The following is a 25,797-nucleotide window of genomic DNA, read 5'->3' as shown; positions in this document are numbered from 1 at the left end:
AACTGATCGCGGCCACGATTGCTTGATGGTTTTCATCAGCCCTGATGACGAATTCAGCACAATTTGCAGCCACGACTTGACGCGAGGGCCAGCCGCCGAGGCATCCTGAACGGCAAACACAGCCCCTGTCGAAAGCACCCCAGGCTGCCTTCGCTCTCTCAGGACACGCACCATGCCCGAGCAGCATTTCTCCACCTTCAGCGAAGGCCTCACCGCCCACCGGCCGAAAGACATGAAGGAGCTGATGGCCTGCATCTCGCTGATGCAGCCCATGCTCGACGCCATTCCCAATGCGGTGATCTTCGTCAAGGACGCCCAGGCCCGTTACCTGATGGCAAACCGCACGCTGGTCGAGCGTTGTGGCCTCAAGTCCCTCGCCCCCCTGCTCGGACGCACCAGCGCGCAAGTCTTTCCCGCACAGCTCGGGCCGGGCTATACCGAGCAGGACCGTCGCGTCCTGGAAGGCGGCCTGGTACTGCAGGATCAACTGGAGGTGCACCTGTACGGCAGCCAGGAGCCGGGCTGGTGCCTGACCCACAAGCGCCCGATTCTCAATCGCCGCGGCGAGGTGATGGGGCTGATCGGCATTTCCGTCGACCTGCAGTCAGCCGCCCAGGCTCACCCGGCGTACCAGCGGCTATCGGCGGTGGACACGTACATCCGCGAGTACTACCACCGCCCGATCACGCTGGACGACCTGACCGAAGTCGCCGGCCTCTCGGTGGCGCAACTGGAGCGGTACTGCAAACGCATCTTCCACCTCACGCCCCGGCAGATGATCCACAAGGCACGCCTCGAGCAGGCGCACCTGCTGCTGCGCACCGACCTGCCGATCACCGAGATCGCCCTGCGCTGCGGCTACACCGACCACAGCGCGTTCTCGCGCCAGTTCAAGACCATGACGGGCTTCACCCCGCGCCAGTACCGACAGGCAACCCGCAGCTGACCATCGGACAAAACACCTGACCGCACGTCACTGTGGGCGCGGGTTCACCCCGCAAATACGGGGCTGAACTCACCACCGCACTCTCGGCTGAACACGCTTGCACAGGTATCGATATCCGCCGAGGGAACGCATGAGGGGGTTGATTGTATAAAATCTACATTGTATAAAATCTGCAATCCGCCCATCCCAGCCCCCCGGCGAATGCGTTCAGAGGATTTACAATTTCAATGAAAAGCATCCATGTCATCGACTCCCACACCGGCGGCGAACCTACCCGCCTGGTCATGAGCGGCTTCCCTGCCGTCGCCGGCCAGACCATGAGCCAGAAGCGCGACGCATTGCGTAACGACCATGACCAATGGCGCCGCGCGACCCTGCTCGAGCCACGCGGCAATGATGTGCTGGTCGGCGCCCTTTACTGCGAGCCCGTCTCGCCGGACGCCACCTGCGGAGTCATCTTCTTCAACAATACCGGCTATCTGGGCATGTGCGGCCACGGCACCATCGGCCTGGTCGCCTCGCTGCATCACCTGGGGATGATCGAACCAGGCGAGCACAAGATCGACACCCCCGTCGGCCCGGTCAACGCCACTCTGCACGCCGATGGCGCCGTCACCGTGCGCAACGTGCCGGCCTACCGCTACCGCCATGATGTGCCGGTCCAGGTGCCTGGCTATGGCGAAGTGCGTGGCGACATCGCCTGGGGCGGCAACTGGTTCTTCCTGGTGTCCGACCATGGCCAGGTGCTGGAACTGGCCAACGTCGAAGCGCTGACCGCCTACACCTGGGCGATCCTCCAGGCCCTGGAGGCCAGCGGCATCTTCGGCGAGGACGGCGGCGTGATCGACCACGTCGAATTGTTTGCCGCCGACCCGCAGGCCGACAGCCGCAACTTCGTGATGTGTCCGGGCAAGGCCTATGACCGTTCCCCCTGCGGCACCGGCACCAGCGCCAAGCTCGCGTGCCTGGCCGCCGACGGCAAGCTCGCCCCAGGCCAGACCTGGGTCCAGGCCAGCATTACCGGCAGCCGATTCGAAGGCCGTTATGAACAGGAAGGCGAGCGCATCCGCCCTTCGATCACCGGCCGCGCCCATGTCACCGCCGACAGCCAGCTGCTGATCGACGAGCAGGACCCCTTCGCCTGGGGCATCTGCCAATAACCCCCACGCGCGTCGCGAGCGATGCGCGCCTCCTTCACGACCGACCTGAATGAATGCTTCAAGGAGCCCACAATGACTGACAACATCTTCACTGGCTGCATTCCTGCCCTGATGACCCCCTGCACCCCGGACCGCAAGCCAGACTTCGACGCGCTGGTGAAAAAGGGCCGCGAGCTGATCGATATCGGCATGAGCGCCGTGGTGTACTGCGGCTCGATGGGTGACTGGCCGCTGCTGACCGAAGCCGAGCGCCAGGAAGGCGTGGCCCGCCTGGTCGCCGCTGGCATCCCGACTATCGTCGGCACTGGCGCGGTCAACTCCCGTGAAGCCGTCTCCCATGCCGCTCACGCCGCCAAGGTCGGCGCCCACGGCCTGATGGTCATCCCACGCGTACTGTCCCGTGGCTCGTCCATCCCGGCCCAGAAGGAACACTTCAAGGCCATCCTGAACGCGGCGCCGAACCTGCCGGCGGTGATCTACAACAGCCCCCACTACGGCTTCGCCACCCGCGCCGACCTGTTCTTCGAACTGCGCCGCGAACACCCGAACCTGATCGGCTTCAAAGAGTTCGGTGGCGCGGCCGCCATGAGCTACGCCGCCGAATTCATCACCTCCAAGGATGAAGAAGTCACGCTGATGGCAGGCGTCGACACCCAGGTCTTCCACGGTTTCGTCAAGTGCAACGCCACCGGCGCAATCACCGGCATCGGCAACGCACTGCCACGTGAAGTGCTGCTCTTGATCAAGCTGTGCAAGGAAGCGGCCGTGGGTGATGCCAGGGCACGTCGCCTGGCCCTGGAGCTCGAAGGCGCGCTGGCGATTCTGTCGTCCTTCGACGAAGGCGTGGACTTGGTGCTGTATTACAAGCACCTGATGGTCCTGAACGGCGACAAGGAATACACCCTGCACTTCAATGCCACCGATGTGCTGAGCGACAGCCAGCGCCGCTACGCGGAGAACCAGTACGCCCAGTTCCGCCGCTGGTACGCCAGCTGGTCGGTTGAAAACAACCTGGTCTGATCCCGCCCCGCGTCACCTCCCTGAGGCGGCGCGCCCCCTTTGGCGCGCCGTCCTCACCGTCCCGCCCGACGCGGGAATCCGTCTTTCCCGACCTCAGGAGAGCCCCATGAGTCTTTCAGGTAACCTGCTGATCGGCCAACGCGCCATCGCCGGTACACAAGCCCCGGTCTTCGCCATCAACCCCGCCACCAACGCGCAGCTCGAACCGGCCTATCCAGGCGGCAGCCGTGAGCATGTCGAGCTCGCCTGCAGCCTGGCCTGGGAAGCCTTCGACCGATATCGCGATACCTCGCTTGAAGCACGTGCCGCCTTCCTCGAACGCATCGCCCAGAACATCGAAGCCCTCGGCGACACGCTGGTCCAGCGCGCCGTGGCTGAAAGCGGGCTGCCGCAAGCACGCATCCAGGGCGAAATCGGTCGCACCTGCTTCCAACTGCGCACCTTCGCCCGCACCGTCCGTGCCGGCGAATGGCTCGACGTGCGTGTGGACGAAGCGCTGCCTGAGCGCCAGCCACTGCCGCGTCCGGACTTGCGCCAGCGTCATGTCGCCCTAGGCCCTGTGGCGGTGTTCGGCGCCAGCAACTTCCCCCTGGCCTTCTCGGTGGCCGGTGGTGATACCGCCTCGGCCTTCGCCGCCGGCTGCCCGGTGATCGTCAAGGCCCACAGCGCCCACCCGGGCACCAGCGAACTGGTTGGCCGCGCCATCCAGCAGGCCGTTCAGGATTGCGAACTGCCCGAAGGGGTGTTCTCGCTGCTGTATGGCTCCGGTACCGAAATCGGCATTGGCCTGGTCAATGATCCACGCATCAAGGCCGTCGGCTTCACCGGCTCGCGCAGCGGTGGCGTAGCCCTGACCCAGGCCGCCCAGGCACGCCGCGAGCCCATTCCGGTGTATGCCGAAATGAGCTCGATCAACCCGGTATTCCTGTTCGAGTCGGCACTGGCCAACCGCGGCGCCGCGCTCGCCGAAGGCTTCGTCGCCTCCCTCAACCAGGGCGCCGGCCAGTTCTGCACCAATCCGGGCCTGGTGATCGCAGTGAAGAGCCCTGCCCTGGACGACTTCATCGCCACCGCCAGCACTGCCATCGCCAAGAGCCCAACCCAGACCATGCTCACGCCCGGCATCTACAAGGCCTACAGCACGGGCGTCCAAGCCCTGGCAGCCAATGCCAATGCACGCCTGCAAGCCAAAGGTGCCGAGAGCGAAGGCCACAACCAGTGCCAATCGCACCTGTTCGTGACCACTGCCCACGACTTCATGCGTGACCACACCCTGCAGGCCGAGGTGTTCGGCTCCTCTTCGCTGATCGTCGAGTGCGACGACCTGGCCCAGGCCAGGCAAGTGGCTGAGCAACTCGAAGGCCAGCTCACGGCCACCGTGCACATGGACGATGCCGATACCGACGCGGTTGCCAAACTACTGCCAACCCTGGAACGCAAGGCCGGACGCATCCTGATCAATGGCTGGCCGACGGGTGTTGAAGTGTGCGATGCGATGGTCCACGGAGGCCCGTTCCCGGCCACCTCCGATGCCCGCAGCACCTCGGTGGGCACCGCAGCGATCCTGCGTTTCCTGCGTCCGGTGTGCTACCAGAACTTCCCCGACAGCCTTCTGCCAACGGCGATCAAGCAGGGCAACCCGCTGAACCTCAGCCGCTTGGTCAACGGCCAGCGGGTTAGCTGACCGGCAATGGCGCATCCACCTACAGGACGTCGGTGGATGCGCCATTGCCCTTTGCATACAATATGCAAATTCCAATCGGGTTCTCGAACAGTACTATGGCTAGCTTCAAGACACGTGCCCAGCACGTTGCGGACGATCTTCGCAAACGCATCCTCAGCGGTGAGTTCAAAGGCGCCACCCAATTGCGCCAGGACGCGCTCGCGCGGGACTACGACGTCAGCCGGATCCCCGTGCGCGAGGCGCTGCTGACCCTCGAGGCCGAAGGGCTGGTGCAGTTCCATCCGCATCGGGGCGCATTCACCACCGAACTCTCCACCGCCACCATCCGCGAACTCTTCGACCTGCGCGTATTGCTCGAATGCCGGGCCCTGGCGCAGGCCATCCCGAAACTGACCCCAAGCGAACTCGACCGGGCCGAGCGCCTGCTGGACCAATACGACGCCGCACTGGATTCAGGCAGCGACATCGACAACTGGAGCGAGCTGAACTTCGCCTTCCACACTGCCTTGTACTCGCCGGCCCAGTTGCCGGAAACCCTGGCGATGATCACGCACCTCAATACCAAGTGCGATCGCTACATCCGCATGCAGCTGCTCTACACGCGGGAAATCCAGAAAGCCGAAAAAGAACACCGAGAACTGCTGGAACATGCCCGCAACAAAGACATCGAGGCGGCCTGCCGCCTATTGGACCGCCACATCCGCGAAGCCTGCGAGGGCATCGTCGCGGTCCTGGAAAACAGCCTGAACCACTGACCCCCTGCCCTGAGCTTCGTCGCCAGGGCGCGGTTTGAACACGACAATTGTATAAAATCTACGATCACCGAGGTGTGAGCAGATGCTTTCAGACGAACTTCACCGCAACGGTCACGAGGTCTATGACATCGCCGTGGTCGGCGCCGGCATCGTAGGCGTGGCCTGCGCCCTGGCCTTGTCGCGCCAGGGCCATCGGGTGCTGGTGCTCGACCGGGATGAGCCGGGCCAGGGGGCATCCTTTGGCAATGCCGGTCATCTGGCCACCGAACAGGTCTTCCCCATCGCTGACGTGTCCATCCTCAAGCGCTTGCCGGCCATGCTGCTGGACCCGATGGGCCCACTGCGCCTGGACTGGCGTTACCTGCCCAAAGCCCTGCCCTGGTTCACACGTTTGCTGCTGAACCTGCGTCAACGCCCCTACCGCAACAGCGTCGCCGCCCTGCGCGCCCTCAACGAGGCGAGCCTGGATGCCTGGCGCCGCCTGCTGGCCTCCACCGGCAACACGCAGTTGCTCAAGGAAGACGGCTCCCTGCTGGTCTTCGAACGCCCTGAATCGCGCACCGCGATCGACGCGCTCAAGCAGAAGATGCAGGCTCAGGGCGTGCCCGTCGATTTCTGGGACGCCAACGTCGTGCGAAATGTGGCGCCGCAGTTGTCCGAATCGATCCAGGGCGCACTGTTTTTCCCCGCGACCGGTCATTTCATCGACCCTCACCAGGTGGTGAGGGCGCTGGTGCAAGCGGCCCAGGACAAGGGTGTTGACTTCGCCCGCCAGCGCGTCGAGGGTGCCCGGGTGCATGCCGATGGCGTTGTGCTGCGCACCGACAAGGGCGAGGTCAATGCCCGAAAAGCACTGATCGCCTGCGGTGCCCACTCCGCCAAACTTACCCAGCAACTGACCGGCAAGAGCGTGCCGCTGGACACCGAACGCGGCTATCACCTGATGCTGCCCAACGAGCACGGCCGCCTGCCCATGGCTGTCACTTCCCTGGAGCGCCGCTTCATCATGACGCCCATGCAAGGCGGCTTGCGCCTGGCCGGCACCGTGGAGTTCGCAGGGCTGGAGCGAGCGCCGAACATGCGGCGGGCCTGGCAACTGCATCGGCTGACCGAGGGGCTGTTCAAGAACGCGCTGAATGTAGAAGCGGCGAGCACCTGGATGGGCTTTCGTCCGTCCCTGCCGGACTCGCTGCCGGTGATCGACCAGGCCTGCGACGGCAAGGTTTTGCTCGCCTTCGGTCACCAGCACCTGGGGCTTACCCAGGCAGCGACGACTGCCGAACTGGTTGCCTCCATGACGGGATCGGTGCCCGCTGGTGCTGGGCAGTTGCCTGCGCTTGCGCCTTACCGTTTGGATCGGTTCTGAAGTCGGGGGCTGCTTTTCAGCCCCCAGCGTCTCAGCGCTTGGCCAACTCCTCGTCCACCGCCCGCAATGACTTGCCCCGGGTCTCGCGGGTCGCGGCCACCGCGACGATCGAGATCAGCGCAGCCCCCACCAAGTACCAGGCAATCGGCGTCGAGCTGTTGTACTCCTTGAGCAAAGTCACCGCGATCAGCGGCGCCAGCGAACCCGCCAGGATCGGTGCGACCTGGTAGCACAGCGACAGCGCCGTGTAGCGGACGTGGGTCGGGAACAACTCCGCCATCAGCGCTGAGTAAGGCGCGTAGGTCATGGACTCGATGGCCAGGCCCAAGGTGATCGCGGCCATGATCAGCCACTCATTGCCGGTGTCCATCATCGGAAAGCCAACGAAGCCCCAGAACCCGGTCAGCACCGCCCCGACCAGGTACACCGGCTTGCGGCCGATGATGTCCGACAGGTACCCCATGGCCGGAATCATGAAGAAGTGCAGTAGGTGCGCGCCGAACATCAGCAGCAAAATCTGCGAGGTGTCCTTGTGCACCACGAGCTTGAGGTAGGTAATGGAGAAGGTCACCACGGTGTAATAAAGAATGTTCTCGGCAAACCGCGCGCCGATGCCGATCAGCACCGCACGCCAGTGCTTGGTCAACACCTCCACCACGCCCAGTTGCGTCTGCGCCACTTTCTGTTGGCGCGCCTGCGCCTCCTTGAAGATCGGCGCATCATCCACCCGCTTGCGGATCCAATAGCCGATCAGAACCACGACCGCGGAGAACCAGAACGCCACTCGCCAGCCCCAATCGAGGAATTGCGCCTCCGAGAGGCTCGAAGACAGGATCAGCAGGATGACCGTGGCAATCAGGTTACCGGCCGGAACACCCGCCTGGGGCCAACTGGCCCAATACCCCCGACGGTTGTCCGGGCTGTGCTCGGACACCAACAGCACCGCGCCTCCCCACTCGCCCCCGAAGGCAAAGCCCTGGATCAGTCGCAGCAACACCAACAGCACCGGGGCGGCATAGCCGATCTTTTCGAAGGTGGGCAGGCAGCCCATCAGGAAGGTCGTGATGCCCACCACCACCAAGCTGATCTGCAGCAGGTGCTTGCGCCCCAGCTTGTCGCCATAGTGGCCGAACACCAATCCCCCCAAAGGCCGCGCCAGAAAGCCCACGGCATACAGTGCGAAGGCCGCGATGATGCCATCCATCGCGCTGCCGGTCTGACGGAAGAACAACTGGCCAAAGACCAGGGCCGAGGCCGTGCCATAAAGGAAGAATTCGTACCACTCCGCCACAGCGCCGGCCATGGCGGCAGCCACCACGCGTTTGATACCGGCGGGCGCATGGTCCGCCTTACGGTCAAGCGTTTTGGATGCCACAGAGGTCGTAGAGGTCATCGATGTTCCGCTCCGTTGATCGTTCGTCCTCGGCGTCCGGCCCCAATGTCCGGGGATGGACCGCCTTGTTATATCGTATTTCGTATACGATTTTATCCGAGCAAGAATGGGGCCAGCACTTCGCCCGGCTTCGGGCAAAGCGGCGCAGGGCGCGCTGCTACAGGGCTATCGGGTAAAACGGGACATGCCGCAGAGGGCCGGGCGGCCCCGAGGGACTGTTACGGGAGGAAGCAATATGGCAGGCGATGCCACAGAAGGGATCAGCCTCAGCGCCGGTCGCTCAGCGATGGGGCAAGTGCTCGTAAAGGCTCTGGCAGACGCCGTTGATGTGCGCTTCGATCAGCTGTGCGGCCAGGTCGGCATCGCGGTTCCGGCACGCGGCGACGATGTCCCGGTGTTCGTGATCGGCGCGCTCCTTGCCGGCTGACAAGCTCATCTGCATGCGCAGGTAGCGCTCGACCTTGTCGTGAATCGAGCGGATCAAGCCCACCAAAAATGGCCTTTGCGCGGGCTCATAAAGACATGCATGCAGCGCCCAGTTCAGTTCGGCCCAGCGGCCAATGTCATCCTCGCCAATGAACTCGGCGCAAATCCCTTCCGCTTTCTGGAACGTCTCTTCGGTCATGTTCGGCACCGCCAGGCGGATGGCCTTGACCTCCAGCAGCACACGCACCTCGAACATCTGCGCCAGCTCAGGCTCGGAAATCTTGGTCACCAAGGCGCCACGGTTGCGGTGAAAATCCACCAGCCCTTCCGCCTCCAGGCGCTTGAGCGCTTCGCGCACCGGGATCTTGCTCACGTTGAACGCCTGGGCGATGTCGTCCTGACGCACCGGCTCGCCTTCGGCCAAATGCCCGGAAATGATCGCTTCACGCAGGTGCTCGGCGATGATTTCAGAGGTCGAGGGCGTAACACCCAGATTGGGGGCTTTGCGGGGCAGGATCGGCACGGCGGCATCCAGTGGCAATACGGTGTGGATATCTTATACGATACGCGGCACGGCCGGCGCCAACCCCGTGCTGCCCGCGCGTCCATTCAATGCAAAGCCCCTGAGGCACACACTTCAGGGGCTTGATTCAACGAAAGCGCAGCGCCGAGTCATCCACAGGTCAAAGCTTGAATTTGCCCACCAGCAACTGCAGCTCGCGGCCCAATTGCGCCAGCTTGACGCTGGAAGCGGCGGTTTCCTCGCTGGCCGCTGCCGTCTGCTCGGACACTTCACGCACTTTGAGCACGCTGCGGTTGATTTCCTCGGCCACGGCGCTCTGTTGCTCCGAGGCCGTGGCGATCTGCAGGTTCATCGATTCGATGGTCGCCACCGATCGACTGATATTCAGCAGCGAGGTGCCGGCTCGGCGCGTCAGTTCGACACTGTTGCTGGTCAGTGCGCGGCTGCGCTCGAGAATGTCACCGACCTGCTGCGTGCCACGATGCAGGCCACTGATCAACTCTTCGATCTCTTCGGTGGAGCTCTGGGTGCGCTGTGCCAGGCTGCGCACCTCATCGGCCACCACCGCAAAGCCACGACCGGCCTCCCCCGCCCGCGCCGCTTCGATGGCCGCGTTCAAGGCCAGCAGGTTGGTCTGCTGGGCGACCGACTTGATCACATCCAGCACCGTGCCGATCTTGTCGCTTTCTCGCTTGAGCCCGGCCATCGCCTCTGTCGAATGCCCCACCTCGACGTCCAGATGGGTGATCTGCTCGATGGCCTGATTCACCACCGTGTCGCTTTCCCGCGCTTCATGGCCTGCGTTGACCGCCGCATTGGAAGCCTCCTCGGCACTGCGCGCAACATCCTGCACGGTCGAGGCCATCTGGTTCATGGCGGTGGCGACCTGGTCCGTTTCGACCTTCTGGCTGCTCACGCCCGCGCTGGTCTGCTCGGTGACCGCCGACAGCTCTTCGGCGGCGCTGGCGATCTGCACCACGCCGTCGCGCAGCCCGCCGATCAGATCCCGCAGGTTCACTGTCATGCGCTGCATGCTGGCCTGCAATTCGCCCAGTTCATCACGTCTGGACACCGGAACGTCCTGGCTCAAATCACCATTGGCCACCCGCTCGGCGCTTTGCAGCGCGTCTTTCAACGGCAGCACGATCAGACGCGTGATCAGCCACGCCGCCAGCACACCGAACACCAGCGCCAGCACCGCGGCGAAGATCAACCGCTGCTTGGACGACTGCACTTCATGGTCACGCTTTTGCGACTGGCTGTCCGACAACTGCCCGGCCGCTTCGAGCAGGCTCTTCAGATCCGACTCCAGCACCGCCAGGGTCTGTACGGCCTGCGCATCGCTGCGCGCCTCCACGGCGCGGACGTAATCCTGGAAGTGTGAACGGTAGGCTTCGATAGCCTGTTCAGCCTGCCCGATCCAGCGCAGATCGTTCGGATCGGTGAACTGCTTGGCGAGCGCTTCGATGCGAAGGTTGAGCTCATCCATCGCCTTGACCATTTGCGCAGCCTGCTCAGCGCCCGGGGAGACGGTGTAGTTCAGCCGCGCGATGCGCACGTCGCGCGTCTCTTCGTTGATGTGGGCGATGCTGCTGAGCTTGGCACTGCGCTCACCCAGGCTGCTCAGTGCGCCCAAACCGATTCCGGCGATCACCAGGGTCAGCAGCAACACCAGGGCAAAGCCCAGGGTCAGTTTCGACCGCACACTTATATCAGCCAACACCTTCACGATTGGGTCGATCATCCGCAGAGCCCTTCTATTGATCGTTCTTGAAATTGCCATTGCCGGGCGATCCCCTCAGGGGCCCGGTTGCACGAGGCGGGAAATGCCGTCGACGACGGCGAAAGAGGTGAGAGAGGGATCAATGCGAGATGAATGCCCGCAGCGTGTGCAGCCCTTTTCCAAGGCTGACACTGCGCAACACGCAGCATGGCATTGAGCCATCAGACGCGCGGAAATATACCTTTGGGGGAAAGGATTGAATCGCCGCTGGTTTCGTAGACACCTCCAAGCCTCATAATGAGGCCCAAATAGGAGGTGCCATGAGTCGTCAGCGTTACCCCGAAGAATTCAAGATCGAAGCGGTCAAGCAAGTGACCGAGAAAGGCAGGCCTGTCGCTGATGTTGCCCAGCGTCTGGGGGTGTCCGTTCACAGCCTTTACGCCTGGATCAAGCTCTACAGCAAGCCCCAAGAACAGCGTCAGCAAGACGAAGATCAGCAGGCCGAGCTGCGTAAGCTACGCGCTGAACTCAAGCGCGTGACGGAAGAGCGAGACATCTTAAAGAAGGCCGCCGCGTACTTTGCCAAGGAGTGTGGCTGAAGTACGCCTTCATCAAGAAGCACTCGACGGATTACCCGGTGCGTCGCCTCTGCCAAACCCTCAAGGTGCATCCCAGCGGCTATTACGCCTGGCTGGCCGAGCCTCAATCTGCCCGAGCAAAAGAAGATCAACGTCTGCTTGGCTTGATCAAACATGCTTGGCTGGAAAGCGGAGGTGTGTACGGCTACCGCAAGATTCACGATGACCTGCGTGAGCTGGGAGAGACATGCGGGAGAAATCGAGTAGGGCGCTTGATGCAGGCAGAGGGGCTGCGTTCGCAAACGGGCTATCGGCGGCGTCCAGGTTTTTACGGCGGAAAGCCGACCGTAGCCTCGCCGAACCACCTTGCGCGGCAGTTCAAGGTCAGTGAGCCGAACAAGGTCTGGGTGACAGACATCACCTACATTCGCACCTATGAAGGATGGCTCTACCTGGCGGTAGTGCTGGATCTCTTCTCACGCCAAGTAATTGGTTGGTCAATGAAGCCCAGGATGTGCAGCGACTTGGCGATCGACGCATTGCTGATGGCCGTGTGGCGCCGCAAGCCACAGCAGCAAGTGATGATTCATTCAGACCAAGGCAGTCAATTCAGTAGCTCAGATTGGCAAAGCTTCCTGAAGGCCAACAACGTGGTCAGCAGTATGAGTCGGCGAGGAAACTGCCATGACAACGCCGTAGCCGAGAGCTTTTTCCAGCTTTTGAAGCGGGAGCGAATCCGACGAAAGATCTACGCAACGCGTGACGAAGCCCGAAGTGATATTTTCGATTACATCGAGATGTTCTATAACCCAAAACGTCGACACAGCAGTGCTATGCAGCTGTCGCCAATAGAGTATGAGAAACGCTATTTTCTGAGCTTGGAGAGTGTCTAGGAAAGCAGGGGCGATTCATTTCCATTTGGCAGGACTTTCCCAGATGCGTCAGATTTAGCAGTTACCCGGTCGGATATCAAAGTTGGCTGACTAGCATTAGCCTGTGAGACTGGGCGAGCAGTCTGGTTAACGTCAGTAAATGTTGCCCCACCAATCTTCCCCTCGGCAGTGACAACCGGAGAAACACCTTTTGCACCCGCAACCCGCTCAGCCTTAACCGCGGCCCAGTACTCATACGCCTTGTTTACATTAGACGAAGCCCCAGGTACAGCCCCTGCGCCCGGACGGCTTCCACCTGCCCCCGCCATCCCGGCGATGCCGCCAATGACGATAGCACCGAAGCCATACACTTCATCCAAGGAATCCAAAGCTTTGAAGCTTCGATCAAGCAGCTCGAACTTGATGTTCTCACACGTAGGCGTCGTGCACTGTAGCGTTCCGAGCGCGGCCAGCCCGCCTTGGATCTGGGTCATCAGGTCCTTCGCGCGTACCGGCCCCATGGTTTTCAGCGCGTCATCAAGGTTCTCCAGACTCTCCTTGTTGTAGCCGCTGCCAATCCACATGTCCCGTTCACAGCTTGGTTTACCCTTGCAACTGTGAATGTCTTCAACCAAGTCTTCCGCTCGCTCATGATTGAGGAAGTTGTATTGAGTGGCGTTCTTGGCAATCCAGGCACCGGTCTCCATCCCTTTACCATCGGGCTTCACCAGCCCTGCCGCCACGAGGCCCACCAACTGCGACGACATGACCAGTAAGGCGTCCCTGTTCTTGGGACTCAACCGTGTAACGGCTTGCCTCAACTCGGTCGCCAACGCTTCGTTGGCACCAGCGGCAATGGCGCCACTGGCGAAGTCCTTGCCCGCGGCCTCGGCCACCAGCCCACCTACCAGCGCGTGCGCCGCAATCTTCTGCGCACTGCCATTTTCCAGGTGCAGATTACCCACAGCATTGAACGCAGCGGCGGCTAGCGTGTTGTACAGCGAGTCTTTTAACGCGCTACCGAAACTTCCTCCCTGCCCCAATGCTTGGCTCAAAGCCGTGCTGGTGATGTTTTGCAGCGCCTGATTGGCGGCAAATCGGCTGATGCCCTCAACCGTATTCAACGGCGCAACGACCTTGCCAGTCACCGATTGTGTTTCGGTGCCCGTCAACTTATCGAAATAACCTGCGCTCAGCCCACCCACGATGCTGGCAATGGCTATTTGCTTGAGGCTGTCGCTGCTGAAGCTATCCTGCAGTACCTTACCCAGGTCACCCTTGTTGTTGATCAGGCTGACCGCGGCAGTGCTGGACAGGCTCCCTGCCGCACCAACACCCGCCCCAAACGTTACCGTAGCCGTTCCCACTCCCGCGCTACCGAGCGCACCGGCGGCAGCCAGCCCGCCAATCGCGGCTGCCGCAATCGCAATGGCAATCTGTGTGGCCGGCCCCATGCCCGAGTTGCTGTACTTCCAACTGTCATGGATCTCCCGCACCTGCCGCCAATCCACATCCCCGCGCTTTTCCGCCTCCTTCAGCCACGCCAAATTCGGGTCGGCCTTGACCATCGCGTCGATGGCCTGGCTCACGCTCTGCTGGTCGATGTGCTTGATGTCGATCTTCAGCCCTTCCACGGCCTTGATCGCGACGTTGCCTTGGGCAATCAGTTGGGTCTGGCGCAGCGTCTCATCGGTTTGGCCCTTGCCTTTGGATGACTGCCAGGCCAGGTTGCCTTTGCTCTTCTCGTGGCTCTCCTGGTGCAGGTCTTTCACTGCTTCGAAGGTGACGCTGCCACCGCTGACGATGGCGATGTCGTTGCCGCTGTCGAGTTTGGCGCCCTGGTACTTCTGGTCGCCGCCGCTGCGCAAGGTGATGTCGGCGCCCGCGCTGATCTCGCTGCCCACCGCCTTGATGTCAGTGACTTCGTCACGCTGGGTTTTGCTCTGGCCCCAGTTGCCCTTTTCCTTCATGTCGTACAACGAGTAGTCGCTGTCGTTGGCGGCGAGCAGCTCGATCTTGTCGCCGGCCACCAGGTAGGCTTCATTGCCAGCGCCGATCTTGCTGCTGACGAGGGTGATGTTTTCGCCGGCATTGACCAGCACGTCGCCGCCCGCCTTCAGCTCGGCGGACTGCTGGCGGACCATGTCGTCCTGGCGCTGGATTTCCTTGCCGCCGCCTTTGTAGTCGCTGTTGCTGTGCGTTTCGTTCGCGGCGGCGCTGATCAGCACATCGCGACCGGCGCTGACGGTCAGGTCTCGGCCTGCCTCGACCCGGCTGGCCACGACATTGACGTCACGACCGGCGTTCACTTGCAGATCCCCGCCCACCTGCACGTCGCTGCCGTGCTGGGTGACCTCGCTGATGTTGCCGGTGACCCGACGGCTCTTGGAGTCGGCGCTATCGACTTCCTGCGCGGACACGATGCTCAGGTCACGCCCGGCCTGCAATGCCGCGTCGCCCCCGGCCTGGATCACGCTGCCGGTGCTGACCAGGTCGCGCCCGGCGATGATGCCCAGCTCACCGCGCGATTCGATGCGGGCGGCGTTGTTGGCGATTTCCTTGTGGATGCGGTCGTTGACGCTGCGGGTATCGACCGAGGTGATGGTGCGCTCGTTGATGACGTCGCCGGTCAGGGCCGAAAGATTGACGTCGCCACCGCTGATGATGCCGCCAGCGGCATTGCGGATGCTGTCCATCGCCAGCAGGTCGAGCCGCTTGCTGGCTTCGATCAGGCCAGTGTTGTCGAGGTGGGTGGCCGTGGCCGAGAGGTTGCCACTGGCGCGCAAGGTGCCTTGGTTGCTCAGATCGCCGCCGCTGATCAAGGCCACATCATTGCCCATGATCAACGCGCCGTTAGGGGCCAAGCGGCCATCGGCCTGGGCCAGGTAGAGCACCGGCACCAGGACCTTTTCGCCGTTGACCACCGCCTCTTCGAGCCAGACGATGTCGTGGGTCAGCGCGGCGACTTGTTCGGCGGTCAGGCCGACGCCCACCTTCAGCTGAACGCGGTCTTTGTAGGCAATGGCGTTGTCCATCAGGTACTTGAACAGGGCTTCATCGTTGGCTATGCCATCGATGTAACGCTGGCCGGTACGTGCCACCACGGCCTGTTGGATCAGGCGCTGTTCATAGAGGCCATCACCCAGGCGCTTCTGCGCCTTGTCCGGGTCGTAGCCGACCCGGTCGAGCAGATAGTCCGAGCCCAGGAAACGCTTGAGCTTCGTCAGCTCAGGGTTGGTTTCGATCAGGTATTTGTGGCTGTTGTCCGGGGCAGCCGTGTTGGGCACGCCCTGTACACGCGGCACGCTCAAGGTAGAACCGGACACCGCATTGGCGCTTTGCCCGGCGACGATGAGCCCGCCTGTGCCTTGTGCGCTGCCACCGGCACCGCTCTGGCCACTGAGGCGGAACAGGCCGTTTTCACCTTGAGGCAGGGTGAAGCTCGGCAGGCTGATGGGGTTGACCTGGCGCTGTACCAGGTCCGGCGGCAATTGCGAGGTGACTGCGAACTGGCCGGTAGTCGCACCGTTGGCCGTGTTGACGTTGCGCTTGCTGATGGGCTGGGAGCCGGCATTGCGACGCACCACACTGTTGTCGAACTGGTCGCTGGCATTGATGTTGACGTTGCCGGCGGCCTGAAGCACGGCGTTGGCGACTGGTGTGCCCGACACTTGTACTTCTGCCGTTGCAAGGCCATGGAAGTTATGCGCGGGGTAACCGCCGGACTCGAAGACCTGCTGACGCGTCAAGGCACCAGGGTTGTAGTCCGGCGAGGCGGGATCGTTGTAGCGGTTGTACAGGTCCTTGTTGGCCCTGAATGTCCAGTAATAGGAATCGGTGCGGGTATAGAAAGACCCGTCCAGGTGCTTCTCGACGCCTCCCGCCGCTCCTTGGTTACGGAAGGTGGCAGCATGGATATCGATGTTGCCGCCCGACGCGATGCTGCTGTAGAGGTTATCGAACGCGCCACCGCGGAACCGGAAGTCACCACCGGCGGTGATGCTCGCCTGGGGTGAATCGTGCGTGACGACGTCCTCGTAGCGCTCCCAGGACTGGAACTTGAACTCACAGCCCTTACCGTCGCAGACGTCGTCAGCGAACATTCGGATGTTGCCGGCGACCAACTGCTGGCCGATCTGGAAATCGTCGTCACGGCGATTGTCGAAGTCCTGCACCAACAGCGTCATGGCTCCGGCGCTTTCGAAACTGCCGGAAACGTTCTGGACGCTGCTCGCCCAGCCTTGCTGGTCATTGGCGGCGATATGCAGACTGCCCAGGCTGTAGACATCGGCATAGCGGTTGTTGAAGTTCCCGACGCGCAACTGCATGTCGCCGCCGCTGAAGATCAATCCGTTTTCGTTGAGCAGGGTCGCGGCGGTCAGGTGCAGATCATCCGCACTGCCCAACGTGCCGTAGTTGTTCAGCGTGGCGGCGCTGACACGCAGGTCTTGGGTCGACGTCAACCGCCCTCTGTTTTCGACCAGGCCGGTGCTGGTAACGCTGGTGGTGCCTCCCCCGATAATGCTGCCTGCCTGGCCAAGCGTGATGGAACCGGTGCGCAACGTGAGGTTGCCCACGCTGCTCAGGCGTGCGCTGCTCCCGTAGTTACCCGTCAAGGTGAGGTCGAGGCTGCCATCGCTGGCAATCAGCCCGCTGTTGCTCCAGTTGCCGCCGCTGCCGGTCAAGCGCTGCACTGCGAGCAACTGACCATTGGCGCCCTGATTGAGTTGGCCAATCGTCAGGTTGAGATTACGCGCCTGGATGATGGCGTTGTTGGTCCAGGCGGAAGCTTGATAACTGAGGTCGCCATTGGTCGTGAAGCTGCCCCCGGCCAGGCCGGCCTGGGCCAGGTTGATGCCGAAATTGCCGGTGCCGACATGCAGCACGGTACCCGCAGTGTTCTGCAAAGTGCCTGCGCGAAGGTCGAGGTTTTGGGCCGCCGTCTCGATTCGACCGAGTCGGTTGTTCAACAGACCGGATGCAGCTAAAAGCGTGGTACCTGTCTGGCCCAGCGCGCGAATGGCGCCGGAGGTGTTGTCGATACTGGCAGCTGACAACGTCACCGGCCCGCTGCTTTCGATCAAACCGTATTGGTTGCTCAAGGCGCCTTGCAGGCTGAAGTCGATACTCGCGGCACCGACCTTGCCGCCCAGGCCGGCACTGCTGCCCTGGTTCAACAGTTGATTGGCGCGTACGTGCAGCAGCTCGCTGGCATACAGCCCACCGCCACGGTTATCGAGTTCGCCGGTAACGATGCGGCTTTCACCGTCGATCGCCGAGAGGTGACCTTTGCGGTTATCGATGGCCGCCGTCGCTTGCACATCGAGCGATTGCGCCTGGGTCGTGCCTGCGTTGTTGCCGAACCAGTCGGTGACCAGTTTCAGCCAGCCCGCACTGCTGAGAACACCGCCGCTGCCGTTGTCCAACCGGGTGCTTTGCAAATCCAGATTGCCGGCCTGGCTGGTGATGTGCCCGCCCTGGTTGTTGGCCACCTCCTGGATGCGCAAGGTCGTGTCGAGCTGCCCTCGCAGGGTGCCGTCGACGTTGTCCAGGTCAGAAGCCGCGATCTCCAGCGTTCCCGCCTTGCTGTAGATCAGGCCACCCTGACGGTTGACCAGGGCCTCGGTCAGCGTCAGGTCTAGTGCATCCTGACTGGCGATGGTGCCAGTTGCACTGTTGTCGAAGCGCCCGGCGAGGATGTGAAGCAGCCCTTGGCTGACCAGTTGCCCACCACGGTTGTCGACGGACCCGGCAGTCAGATCCAGCGGTCCGGCGCTGGCCAATGTGCTGCCCGCCCCGATGTTGAGTAGCGCACCGAGCAAGCCAAGGCGCAAATCACCATCACTGACCAGGCGGCCACCGCTGTTGTCGAGGCTGGCGGTGTCGAGCTTGACCCCGTTCGCGGTGATCTGCCCGCCGCGGTTATCCCAGGCCTTGCCACTGCCGACCAGGGTGCCGTGGGCGCTGAGCAGCCCGCCACTGCGGTTGTCAAGATTACCGGCCAGCTTCAGGCCAAGATTGCCCTGAGTTGAGAGGATGCCACTGGTGTTATTCAGGCTTGCGGCGTCGAGCGTGATATCGCCCCGGCTGACCAGCGCACCCTTGCCATGGTTGTCCAGCGCACCGCTCAACGTCAGGGCAAGTGCACCCTCGCGGCTGGAAAGCGTGCCGCCTGCGCTGTTGTCCAGGCTGATGCCTTCGACGGTCAGCCCCCGCCAGCCAGACATCAATCCTTGGTTGGCATTGCGCAAGGTGGCCGCCTGCAGGCCGAGCTGGCCTGCGCTGATGATCCGCCCTTGATCGCCGTTCTCGAGCGTGCCGCGGGCGACGAGGTCAAAGCTTTGCTTGCTGGAAACCTCGCCACCCCGGTTGTCGAAGTTACCCAGCCCTTTGATCTGCAGCAGGCCGCCTGCGCTGAGCAAGCTGGCGCGATTGTCGAAATCGCCCGGCTGAGCGCCCGTCCCCAGTTCGATCAGGACGTTGCCTTCACCAATCAGTCGCGCCTGTTGCTGAACCAGGCGGGCAACCGTCAACTGCAGGTTCTGCTTGGCAGAGACCTCACCACCGCCTAGGGATTCGAACTGCCCGGCCCGAAGCGTGAGTGCGCCCTGACTGGTGATCAGACCGCCGGATGTGCCACTGGCGTTGCTGCCATTGAGGACATTGCCGGTGGTCAGGTCGAGCCCCTGGCCGGCGCTGATCACACCGTCGCGGTTGTCGAGATTGCCCGAGGTGCCCGTCAGTCGCCCTTGGGCGATCAGGCGTCCATCGCGGTTGTCAGTCGCGCCGAGGGCAAGGGTTAGGTTGCCGTCGCTGGCAAGGCTGCCACCCTGACTGTTGTTCAACGCGCCAAGGTCAAGCTGCACGTCACCCAGGCCGCTGATCACGCCGAGGGCACTGTTGTTCAGGTGTGTGCCAGAGATGCTGACACCGGCATCGCCGACCATCAGGCCACCGCGATTGTCCAGGCTGGGGCCCTGCACCTCGAGCGTGCCCTTGGCCGAAAGCAGGCCGTCTGCCTGGTTATCGAGCGTCTGTTTCACGCGCGCCTGAAGGGTGCCGTTACTGACGAGGTTGCCCTTGCCACTGTTGTCCAGCCGCTCAAGTTCGAACGTCAGCGACTGCTCGGCCGAGAACAAACCAAGCTGATTGATCACCTCGCCGCCCGCTACATTCACGCGATTGGCGATGGCCTTGCCCTCGCGGTTATCCAGCCGCGTGGCGCTGATACCGAGCTGAGCGTCTGCGACAAGGCGGCCCTTGCGGTTATCGAGCGTTCTGGCTGTTAGCTGGGCATCGGCCCCTTTGAGCGTGCCGCCCTGGTTGTCCAGGGTGCCTGCCTTCACCTGCAGGTTGCGGCTGGCCACCACACTGGCGCTGTTGCGCAGATCCTGCGCCGTCAGCGTTACATCGCCCTGGGTGTTGCGACTGTTGTCTGCATTGACCCCAGCCTCGACGATACCGCTGTTAACGAGCTGCGCGCCGCTGAGCTGGACATGCCGCCCGGCTGCCACGCTCTGGTTGTTGCTCAATTGGCCGCGAGCGCTCAGCTCAGCGGTACCAGCGGCATACACAGGGCCATCGACGGTGACCTGCTGAGCCTTGGCGCGCAGATCGCCTGCGCCGCTGACCTGAGCCATGCGCAATTGCCCATTGGCGTCCAGCTGGATATCGCCACCGCTGGCGATCAGCTTGCCATCAAGCTTTACACCCACTCCAGCTTCTGTACCCACCAGCTTGATCGACCCGGCGTACATGCCGCCCAACGCCGAAGAGTCGATGGCCAGCTCTGGTTTGGCGCTGCCGTTGTCAGTGCGAGCAGTGGCAGCCAGTGTGCGGGCGTCGACATCGTTGCGCCCGGCGACGATGGTCAGGTCGCGGGCCTGGATCTGGGCGTTGATCTTCGCGCTGCGGGTGATGATCTCGAAGCTATCGACGTTGGTGGCGTTGAGCCCCGCCCCTTCGATGATTACTTGGCCTTGGTCGACCTGGTGACGGGCCAACTGGCCATTCTCGATCACCGGTCGCCCCGTGCTCAGCGTGGCCCGGGGCGTGTTGATGAAGCCGCAACCGTCACAGGTGATGCCGTGGGGGTTGGCGACGATGACGTGTGCCCGTTGCCCTGCAACTTCGGTGTAGCCGCGCAACTGGCTGGGGTTGGTACCGTTGACTTCGTTGAGGATGGTAGTAGCGGCGCTGCCCTTCAGATTGGGATTGCCGAGGACGATGCCACCCAACTGGGTCGCCTGGGTCCGCCCGGTGGCATTGTTGAGGATGACGCCCTGCTTACCGACGTTGTAATCACTGAAGCGGTTGTGCGAGAGCCCGCTGCCGTTGGGCGCGGCGATGTTGACGATCGGTACGCCGTTGCCCGCCCGATCAAGGCTCGTCCCCGGCGCACTGACCACGATACCTTCACCCGCCTGGGCCCATAACGGCTGCCAGAAGATGGCATTGGCCAATATGAAGGCCAAGCCACGCTTGGGCAATCCGCAAAAGCGCTCACGGGGTTGAATGCTGGCCGAGCGTTGGCGGGCCAGGAAGGCGAATAGGCGAACGTCCATGTGTGCTCTCGTGAATCAGGTGTCAGATGAACAGGTCCAGGCGCAAATACACCGGGTGTTCCTTGTCGGGCAGCGCATCGGGACGCTCCAGGCTGCGGGCGAAGGTCACGCTCGCCGCGAGGTGCTCACCCCGGGCGAACAACTCCAGCGAGTGGCTGCTGGCACGCCCATGGAAGTCGCCGTTGTAGCGGTCATTGCGGATCACACCCAAGTCGTAACCCAGGCCCATGCCGTACTCGGCGACGATCGGCCGCAAGGAGGGCCAGGTGACCGGTCGACTCCAGCGCAGATCGTTGCGCCAGTAACCACCGCTGTCGCCGGACAGCGACTGGTCCTTGAACCCCCGAATCGAAGCCAAGCCCCCTAAACTGATACGTTGCGAGCTGAACAGCACATCCTCGCTGCGCTGGCCGTTGGCCAGGCTACTGAAGCTCAGGCGCTCGCCTAGCAGCTCGAAGCCTTGGATGAAGCTGAGGGTCGCGCTGTATTTGCGATAACGCGCCACTGGTTCGCCGGGCCGCGGATGACCATTGTCCTGGGCATCGAAAGCACCGATGCCCTGCTGAATACCGAGATCGAAGTTGACGAAAGCCCGACCCAGGCGGCGGCCATGGTTGATGCCGAACTGCGCCTCGCTGAGGCGATTGCTGCTCGCGTTCAGGCGGGTATCTTCGATGTAGTTGTTGGTACGCAGGTGGGCGAGCCCAGCGTTCAAAGCGGTCTTGCTGACTGCGTCGCGGTGCACAACGCGCTCGGCGCGCAGTTGGTGGTTCTGGTTGTCACCGGTCTGCTTGAAGGCAAAGCCGTTGGCCCGCGCTGTCGAGCGGTATTCGCTTTCGCTGTAGCTGTAGCTGAAGTTCCACCAGCCCCATGGCAGGTTGTAGTACAGCACGCGGTTGTTCGACCCTTGCGTGTGGTCGCTGACCACATCATGGCCCCCACGCAGCACCAGTTGGTCGGCCAGGCCAAGCGGGCTGTCCCATTCAAAACCCACATTGGCTTGCTGCTCGCCTGTGCTGCGTTGGCCTTCATTGTTGCGCGACAGCGAGGCACGCCAAGGCTTTTGCGGAGTATTGCGCACCAGCACCCGGCTACCGCCGACCGCTTCGCCTGGGGTCAGCTCCATCTTCGCCTGGTTCGACGGCAAACGATTGAGCTGGTCGACCATCTGCTCGATCTCTCGCAGATTGAGCAACTGGCCCGCCGAACCGGGAAAGGCCATGGCCAGCTCACGTTCGGACAGACCACTGCTGTCGTCGGGGCGAAAACTTTCCAGACGCCCTTCCACGACCACCACCTGCAAATGGCCTGACGAAAGATCCTGTTGCGGCAAGTACGCACGACTGGTGACCAAGCCGCGCGCCAAGTACTGGTCGGTGATGGCCTTGAGCAAAGCGTTGAGCTGGGATACGCCCAGGCATTGGCCGATGAAAGGCTTGAGCAGTGCCTGACGGTCACTGGCCGACAGGCTGTCGGCGCCTTTGAGTTCGATGGTGCTGATGTCGAAGCAGCGCACGTGTTCCGGACGCTGGGAGGGTGCGGGCTGGGCAGCCTTACCCGGCAAAGAACGCAGCTCCTCGAGTCGGCGCTGTTGCTCTTCGAGCAGGCGGTTCTGCCGTTCACGGATCAAATCCTGGTCGCCCGGCGAAGCCCACACGGAGCTGACGACACTGCCAAACACGACGCACAAGACAAACCCTTGCGCGGTAAGCTGACCGCACTTCATTGACGCTTCCCTGAGTCATAGAAAATCGGGGAGCGATGTTATTTAGGTGTCACATTAGCGTCAATTTAACACCGCCCTTTTGGCGGTAAGACGGTTCTGAAATTCGGATAAGCGACTACAACGCACCAAGAGCTGGTGCGGATAAATACGGCGCTGCATCCTCCCAGCTACGAAGCAGAGCAATGCCAAGCATTCGACCGAGAATGCAAAAAGCCCCTGAAACTTTCGTTTCAGGGGCTTTTCATGTATGGCGGAGAGATAGGGATTTGAACCCTAGGTACCCGCGAAGGTACAACGGATTTCGAATCCGTCCCGTTCGACCACTCCGGCATCTCTCCAGTGGCGCGCATCATACCAGCGATTTCGCGAAAGGCAAACCCTTCTTTGAAAAAAATCCGCGTGGTATCAGGCGCTTGCGTGAACGTGTCGCTTAGAGCGGCACGCCCAGACGCTTGGCTACTTCCTCATAGGCTTCGATGACATCACCGAGGCCTTGACGGAAGCGGTCCTTATCCATTTTCTTGCGGGTTTCCTTGTCCCACAGGCGGCAGCCGTCCGGGCTGAACTCGTCGCCCAAGACGATCTGGCCGTGGAAGACACCGAACTCCAGCTTGAAGTCCACCAGCAGCAGGCCGGCGTCATCGAACAGCTTGCTCAGCACTTCGTTGACCTTCAGCGACAGCTGCTTCATGGTCGCCAGTTGCTCGGCGGTGCCCCAGCCGAAGGCGACGACGTGGGATTCGTTGATGAAGGGGTCGCCCTTCTCGTCGTTCTTCAGGAACAGTTCGAAAGTCGACGGCTCCAGCTTGATGCCTTCCTCCACGCCCAGGCGCTTGACCAGGCTGCCGGCGGCATAGTTACGCACCACGCATTCGACCGGGATCATGTCCAGCTTCTTGACCAGGCACTCGTTGTCGCCGAGCAGCTTGTCGAACTGGGTCGGAATGCCGGCTTCTTCCAGCTTTTGCATGATGAAGGCGTTGAACTTGTTGTTCACCATGCCTTTGCGATCGAGCTGTTCGATACGCTTGCCGTCGAACGCCGAAGTGTCGTTACGGAACAGCAGGATCAAGCGGTCGGCGTCGTCGGTCTTGTAAACCGATTTGGCCTTGCCGCGGTAGAGTTCTTCGCGTTTTTCCATGATGGGCTCCGCTTGCTTGAGTGGGTGGGCTAGGCGATTTCGCGCCAGTCGAGCCCATGTTCCTGATTCGCCACCTGGAGCCAGTCCGGGTCGCACCCCAAGGTGTCGACGAAGCACTGGCGGGCCAGTTGTGGCCGGTTATTCTTGCTGCTGAGGTGGGCCAGCACCAGGTGCTGCAGATGTTTCCAGCCCAGCTCGGCCACCAGGCTCGCGGCCTGGTGGTTGTTCAAATGTCCCTGGCTGCCGCCGACCCTGAGCTTCAGGAAGTGCGGGTAGTGCCCGCGCGCCAACATGTCACGACAGTGGTTGGCTTCGATCAGCAGGGCGTCCAGGCCTTGGTAGCGCTCCAACAGATGCATGTCGTAGGAACCAAGGTCCGTGAGCATGCCGAAACGTCGACGCCCATCACTGACCACATACTGCAACGGCTCGAGCGCGTCATGTTCGACCCGCGCCGCGCTCACTTCCAAAGCGCCGATACGCAGGCTGTCGCCACACCGGAGCAGACCACTGGCAGGCACCGGCTTGCGCATGCCACGCAGGGTCCCCTCGCTGAGATAGACCGGTACATTGTAGCGCCGAGCCAGCAACCCCACCCCATGCACATGGTCGGCATGTTCGTGGGTCACCAGCACGGCGCTCAGTTGTGCCGCGGACACCCCGAGCAACGCCAGGCGTCGCTCGGTCTCCCGCAGGGAAAAGCCGCAGTCGACCAGGATGAACGTGTCACCACTGGCGATCAGCGTGCCGTTTCCCTGGCTACCGCTTCCAAGTACCGCGAAACGCACTTAGCCCAGGTGGTCCTGAATCATGCTCAGCACGCGGCGGGCCACATCGGCCGGCGCCACGGTGTTGATGTTCTTCTCGACAGTGACCTGCACGCTTTCGCCAACCTTGCTCAGACGGACCTGATAACGCTCGGCGCGAGCCTCACGCTCTTCCTTGCTCGGCTCGCTGCCGAACAAGCGACCGAAGAAGCCAGGCTGGTCCTGTTTGTCGTCGGGTTTCTCGGACAGGTTGATGTAGTAAAGGCCCAGACTGCGGTTGATGTCCTCGACACGCCATTCGCCCTGCTCCAGGGCGCGGCCCACGCTGGACCAGGCGCGATCCAGATCGGCGCCCAGATAAAGTACTGGGTTGCCGCTGCCATCTTCGGCCAGGCTGACGCGGCTTGGCGCGTCGAAGTCGCGGGCGGCGAGCAGCGAGACCGAACCGCCCTTCTCGGCGCTGCGGTTCATGCTGGCCAGCATTTCGTCGACCAACAGGGCGTCAGCGCCGGTATTGGTGGAGCTGGAGGGGAAATCAGGTTCGGCGGTGCTGCCGGCCGGACGCTCGACGCTAACGACATACACTTCGGAGGTGTTGCGCTGCACGCCTGGCTCCATGCGCACACGGACACGTACTTCGCTGTCCGGGCTGCTGGAGGAGCTGGCAAGACGTTGCCCCAGGGACGCGGAGAGCTCGTCGAAACGCTGCCAGGCGGTGTTGAATTCACCGGTCTGCGGACGCTCCTCGGCGATGCGGAAGCCGTTGTCCTCGAAGAACTGGCGCGCCACCGGCCAGACTTCCGCCGGGGAGCGCTGGGCCAGCACCCAACGGCTGCTGCCGCTGCGCTGCAGGGTGAAATCGCTTGCCTCGGCCGTGGCGGTCAACGGCTGTGGACGGGGCACCTCGAACTCGCCGGTGGCACGATCGTCGGCGACGTTACGCGGGATCGGCAACAGCGGATCCAGGCGCTTGGGGTTGCTGGCGTCCGGCGGCAACTGCATCGGCGCAGTCGGGTGCGCCTGCAGGTAATCGCTGCCGCGGTCGCGGAAATAGCCGTCCTCGCCCCACAGCCAGCCGCAACCGCTGGTGCTGGAAATGATCAGGGCAAGGGTGGAGAGACCAGCCAGTCGCTTCATGCGGGGTACTTCCTCG

At 62.5% G+C, this 25,797-nt stretch carries 15 protein-coding genes and 1 tRNA gene; 7 read left to right on the top strand and 9 right to left on the bottom strand.

Annotated elements, in window-relative coordinates:
* Positions 1-232 precede the first annotated feature (232 nt).
* The 6 genes from R6G97_RS05085 (at position 233) to R6G97_RS05060 (ending at position 6,931) form a co-directional block, all read left to right on the top strand.
* Complete coding sequence (locus R6G97_RS05085; protein ID WP_414628463.1) at positions 233-946, top strand: helix-turn-helix domain-containing protein; 714 nt, start codon at positions 233-235, stop codon at positions 944-946.
* Positions 947-1,173: 227 nt separating this feature from the next.
* A complete protein-coding gene (locus tag R6G97_RS05080; RefSeq protein WP_090346145.1) occupies positions 1,174-2,106 on the top strand; it encodes a 4-hydroxyproline epimerase in 933 nt (310 codons plus the stop codon).
* A gap of 72 nt (positions 2,107-2,178) precedes the next feature.
* A complete protein-coding gene (locus tag R6G97_RS05075) occupies positions 2,179-3,126 on the top strand; it encodes a dihydrodipicolinate synthase family protein (RefSeq protein WP_043214714.1) in 948 nt (315 codons plus the stop codon).
* A gap of 106 nt (positions 3,127-3,232) precedes the next feature.
* Entirely contained in the window at positions 3,233-4,810 is a 1,578-nt protein-coding gene (locus R6G97_RS05070) for an aldehyde dehydrogenase (NADP(+)) (RefSeq protein ID WP_043214711.1), read from the top strand.
* Between the two features lie 95 nt (positions 4,811-4,905).
* Complete coding sequence (locus R6G97_RS05065; RefSeq protein WP_043214709.1) at positions 4,906-5,565, top strand: GntR family transcriptional regulator; 660 nt, start codon at positions 4,906-4,908, stop codon at positions 5,563-5,565.
* An 82-nt stretch (positions 5,566-5,647) separates the two neighbouring features.
* Positions 5,648-6,931, top strand: coding sequence for an NAD(P)/FAD-dependent oxidoreductase (locus R6G97_RS05060; RefSeq protein WP_317847869.1), 1,284 nt, complete (start codon positions 5,648-5,650; stop codon positions 6,929-6,931).
* A gap of 31 nt (positions 6,932-6,962) precedes the next feature.
* Here the strand turns inward: R6G97_RS05060 and abaF are convergent, their stop codons facing one another.
* From abaF to R6G97_RS05045, 3 genes are all read right to left on the bottom strand, one after another.
* Positions 6,963-8,324 carry a fosfomycin efflux MFS transporter AbaF gene (gene abaF / locus R6G97_RS05055; protein WP_043214705.1) on the bottom strand — a complete coding sequence of 454 codons (1,362 nt, stop codon included), beginning with the start codon at positions 8,322-8,324 and terminating at the stop codon, positions 6,963-6,965.
* Positions 8,325-8,604: 280 nt separating this feature from the next.
* Positions 8,605-9,264, bottom strand: coding sequence for a GntR family transcriptional regulator (locus R6G97_RS05050; RefSeq protein WP_070094388.1), 660 nt, complete (start codon positions 9,262-9,264; stop codon positions 8,605-8,607).
* A 169-nt stretch (positions 9,265-9,433) separates the two neighbouring features.
* Positions 9,434-11,017: a methyl-accepting chemotaxis protein gene (locus R6G97_RS05045; RefSeq protein ID WP_317847868.1), complete on the bottom strand. Its 1,584-nt coding sequence runs from the start codon at positions 11,015-11,017 to the stop codon at positions 9,434-9,436.
* A 299-nt stretch (positions 11,018-11,316) separates the two neighbouring features.
* Here R6G97_RS05045 and R6G97_RS05040 point away from each other — a divergent pair.
* Positions 11,317-12,467 (top strand): IS3 family transposase gene (locus R6G97_RS05040; RefSeq protein ID WP_317847867.1). Its coding sequence is split into 2 segments (ribosomal slippage): positions 11,317-11,560 and positions 11,560-12,467, totalling 1,152 coding nucleotides; the frame shifts between segments, so codons are not numbered across the junction.
* Here R6G97_RS05040 and R6G97_RS05035 read toward each other — a convergent pair.
* From R6G97_RS05035 to bamC, 6 genes are all read right to left on the bottom strand, one after another.
* Positions 12,464-21,010, bottom strand: coding sequence for a two-partner secretion domain-containing protein (locus R6G97_RS05035; protein WP_317847866.1), 8,547 nt, complete (start codon positions 21,008-21,010; stop codon positions 12,464-12,466). The two genes, R6G97_RS05040 and R6G97_RS05035, sit on opposite strands and share 4 nt — an antisense overlap.
* Positions 21,011-21,032: 22 nt before the next feature.
* The gene (locus tag R6G97_RS05030; protein ID WP_317847865.1) at positions 21,033-22,736 is read right to left on the bottom strand and encodes a ShlB/FhaC/HecB family hemolysin secretion/activation protein; all 1,704 of its coding nucleotides are present in this window, start codon (positions 22,734-22,736) and stop codon (positions 21,033-21,035) included.
* Between the two features lie 248 nt (positions 22,737-22,984).
* Positions 22,985-23,074, bottom strand: a tRNA-Ser gene (locus tag R6G97_RS05025).
* A gap of 92 nt (positions 23,075-23,166) precedes the next feature.
* On the bottom strand, positions 23,167-23,877 hold the full coding sequence (purC, locus tag R6G97_RS05020; protein ID WP_043213139.1) for a phosphoribosylaminoimidazolesuccinocarboxamide synthase: 711 nt from the start codon (positions 23,875-23,877) through the stop codon (positions 23,167-23,169).
* A gap of 29 nt (positions 23,878-23,906) precedes the next feature.
* Positions 23,907-24,665 (bottom strand): MBL fold metallo-hydrolase, encoded by a 759-nt coding sequence (locus R6G97_RS05015; protein WP_043213137.1) that lies wholly within the window; start codon positions 24,663-24,665, stop codon positions 23,907-23,909.
* Positions 24,666-25,781, bottom strand: coding sequence for an outer membrane protein assembly factor BamC (bamC, locus tag R6G97_RS05010; protein ID WP_317847864.1), 1,116 nt, complete (start codon positions 25,779-25,781; stop codon positions 24,666-24,668).
* Between the last annotated feature and the right edge of the window lie 16 nt (positions 25,782-25,797).

Source organism: Pseudomonas sp. HTZ2 (genome assembly GCF_033173945.1).
Classification (GTDB): domain Bacteria; phylum Pseudomonadota; class Gammaproteobacteria; order Pseudomonadales; family Pseudomonadaceae; genus Aquipseudomonas; species Aquipseudomonas guariconensis.
The sequence above is the reverse complement of the archived record's forward strand: the minus strand, read 5'-3'. Positions and strand labels throughout refer to the sequence as shown.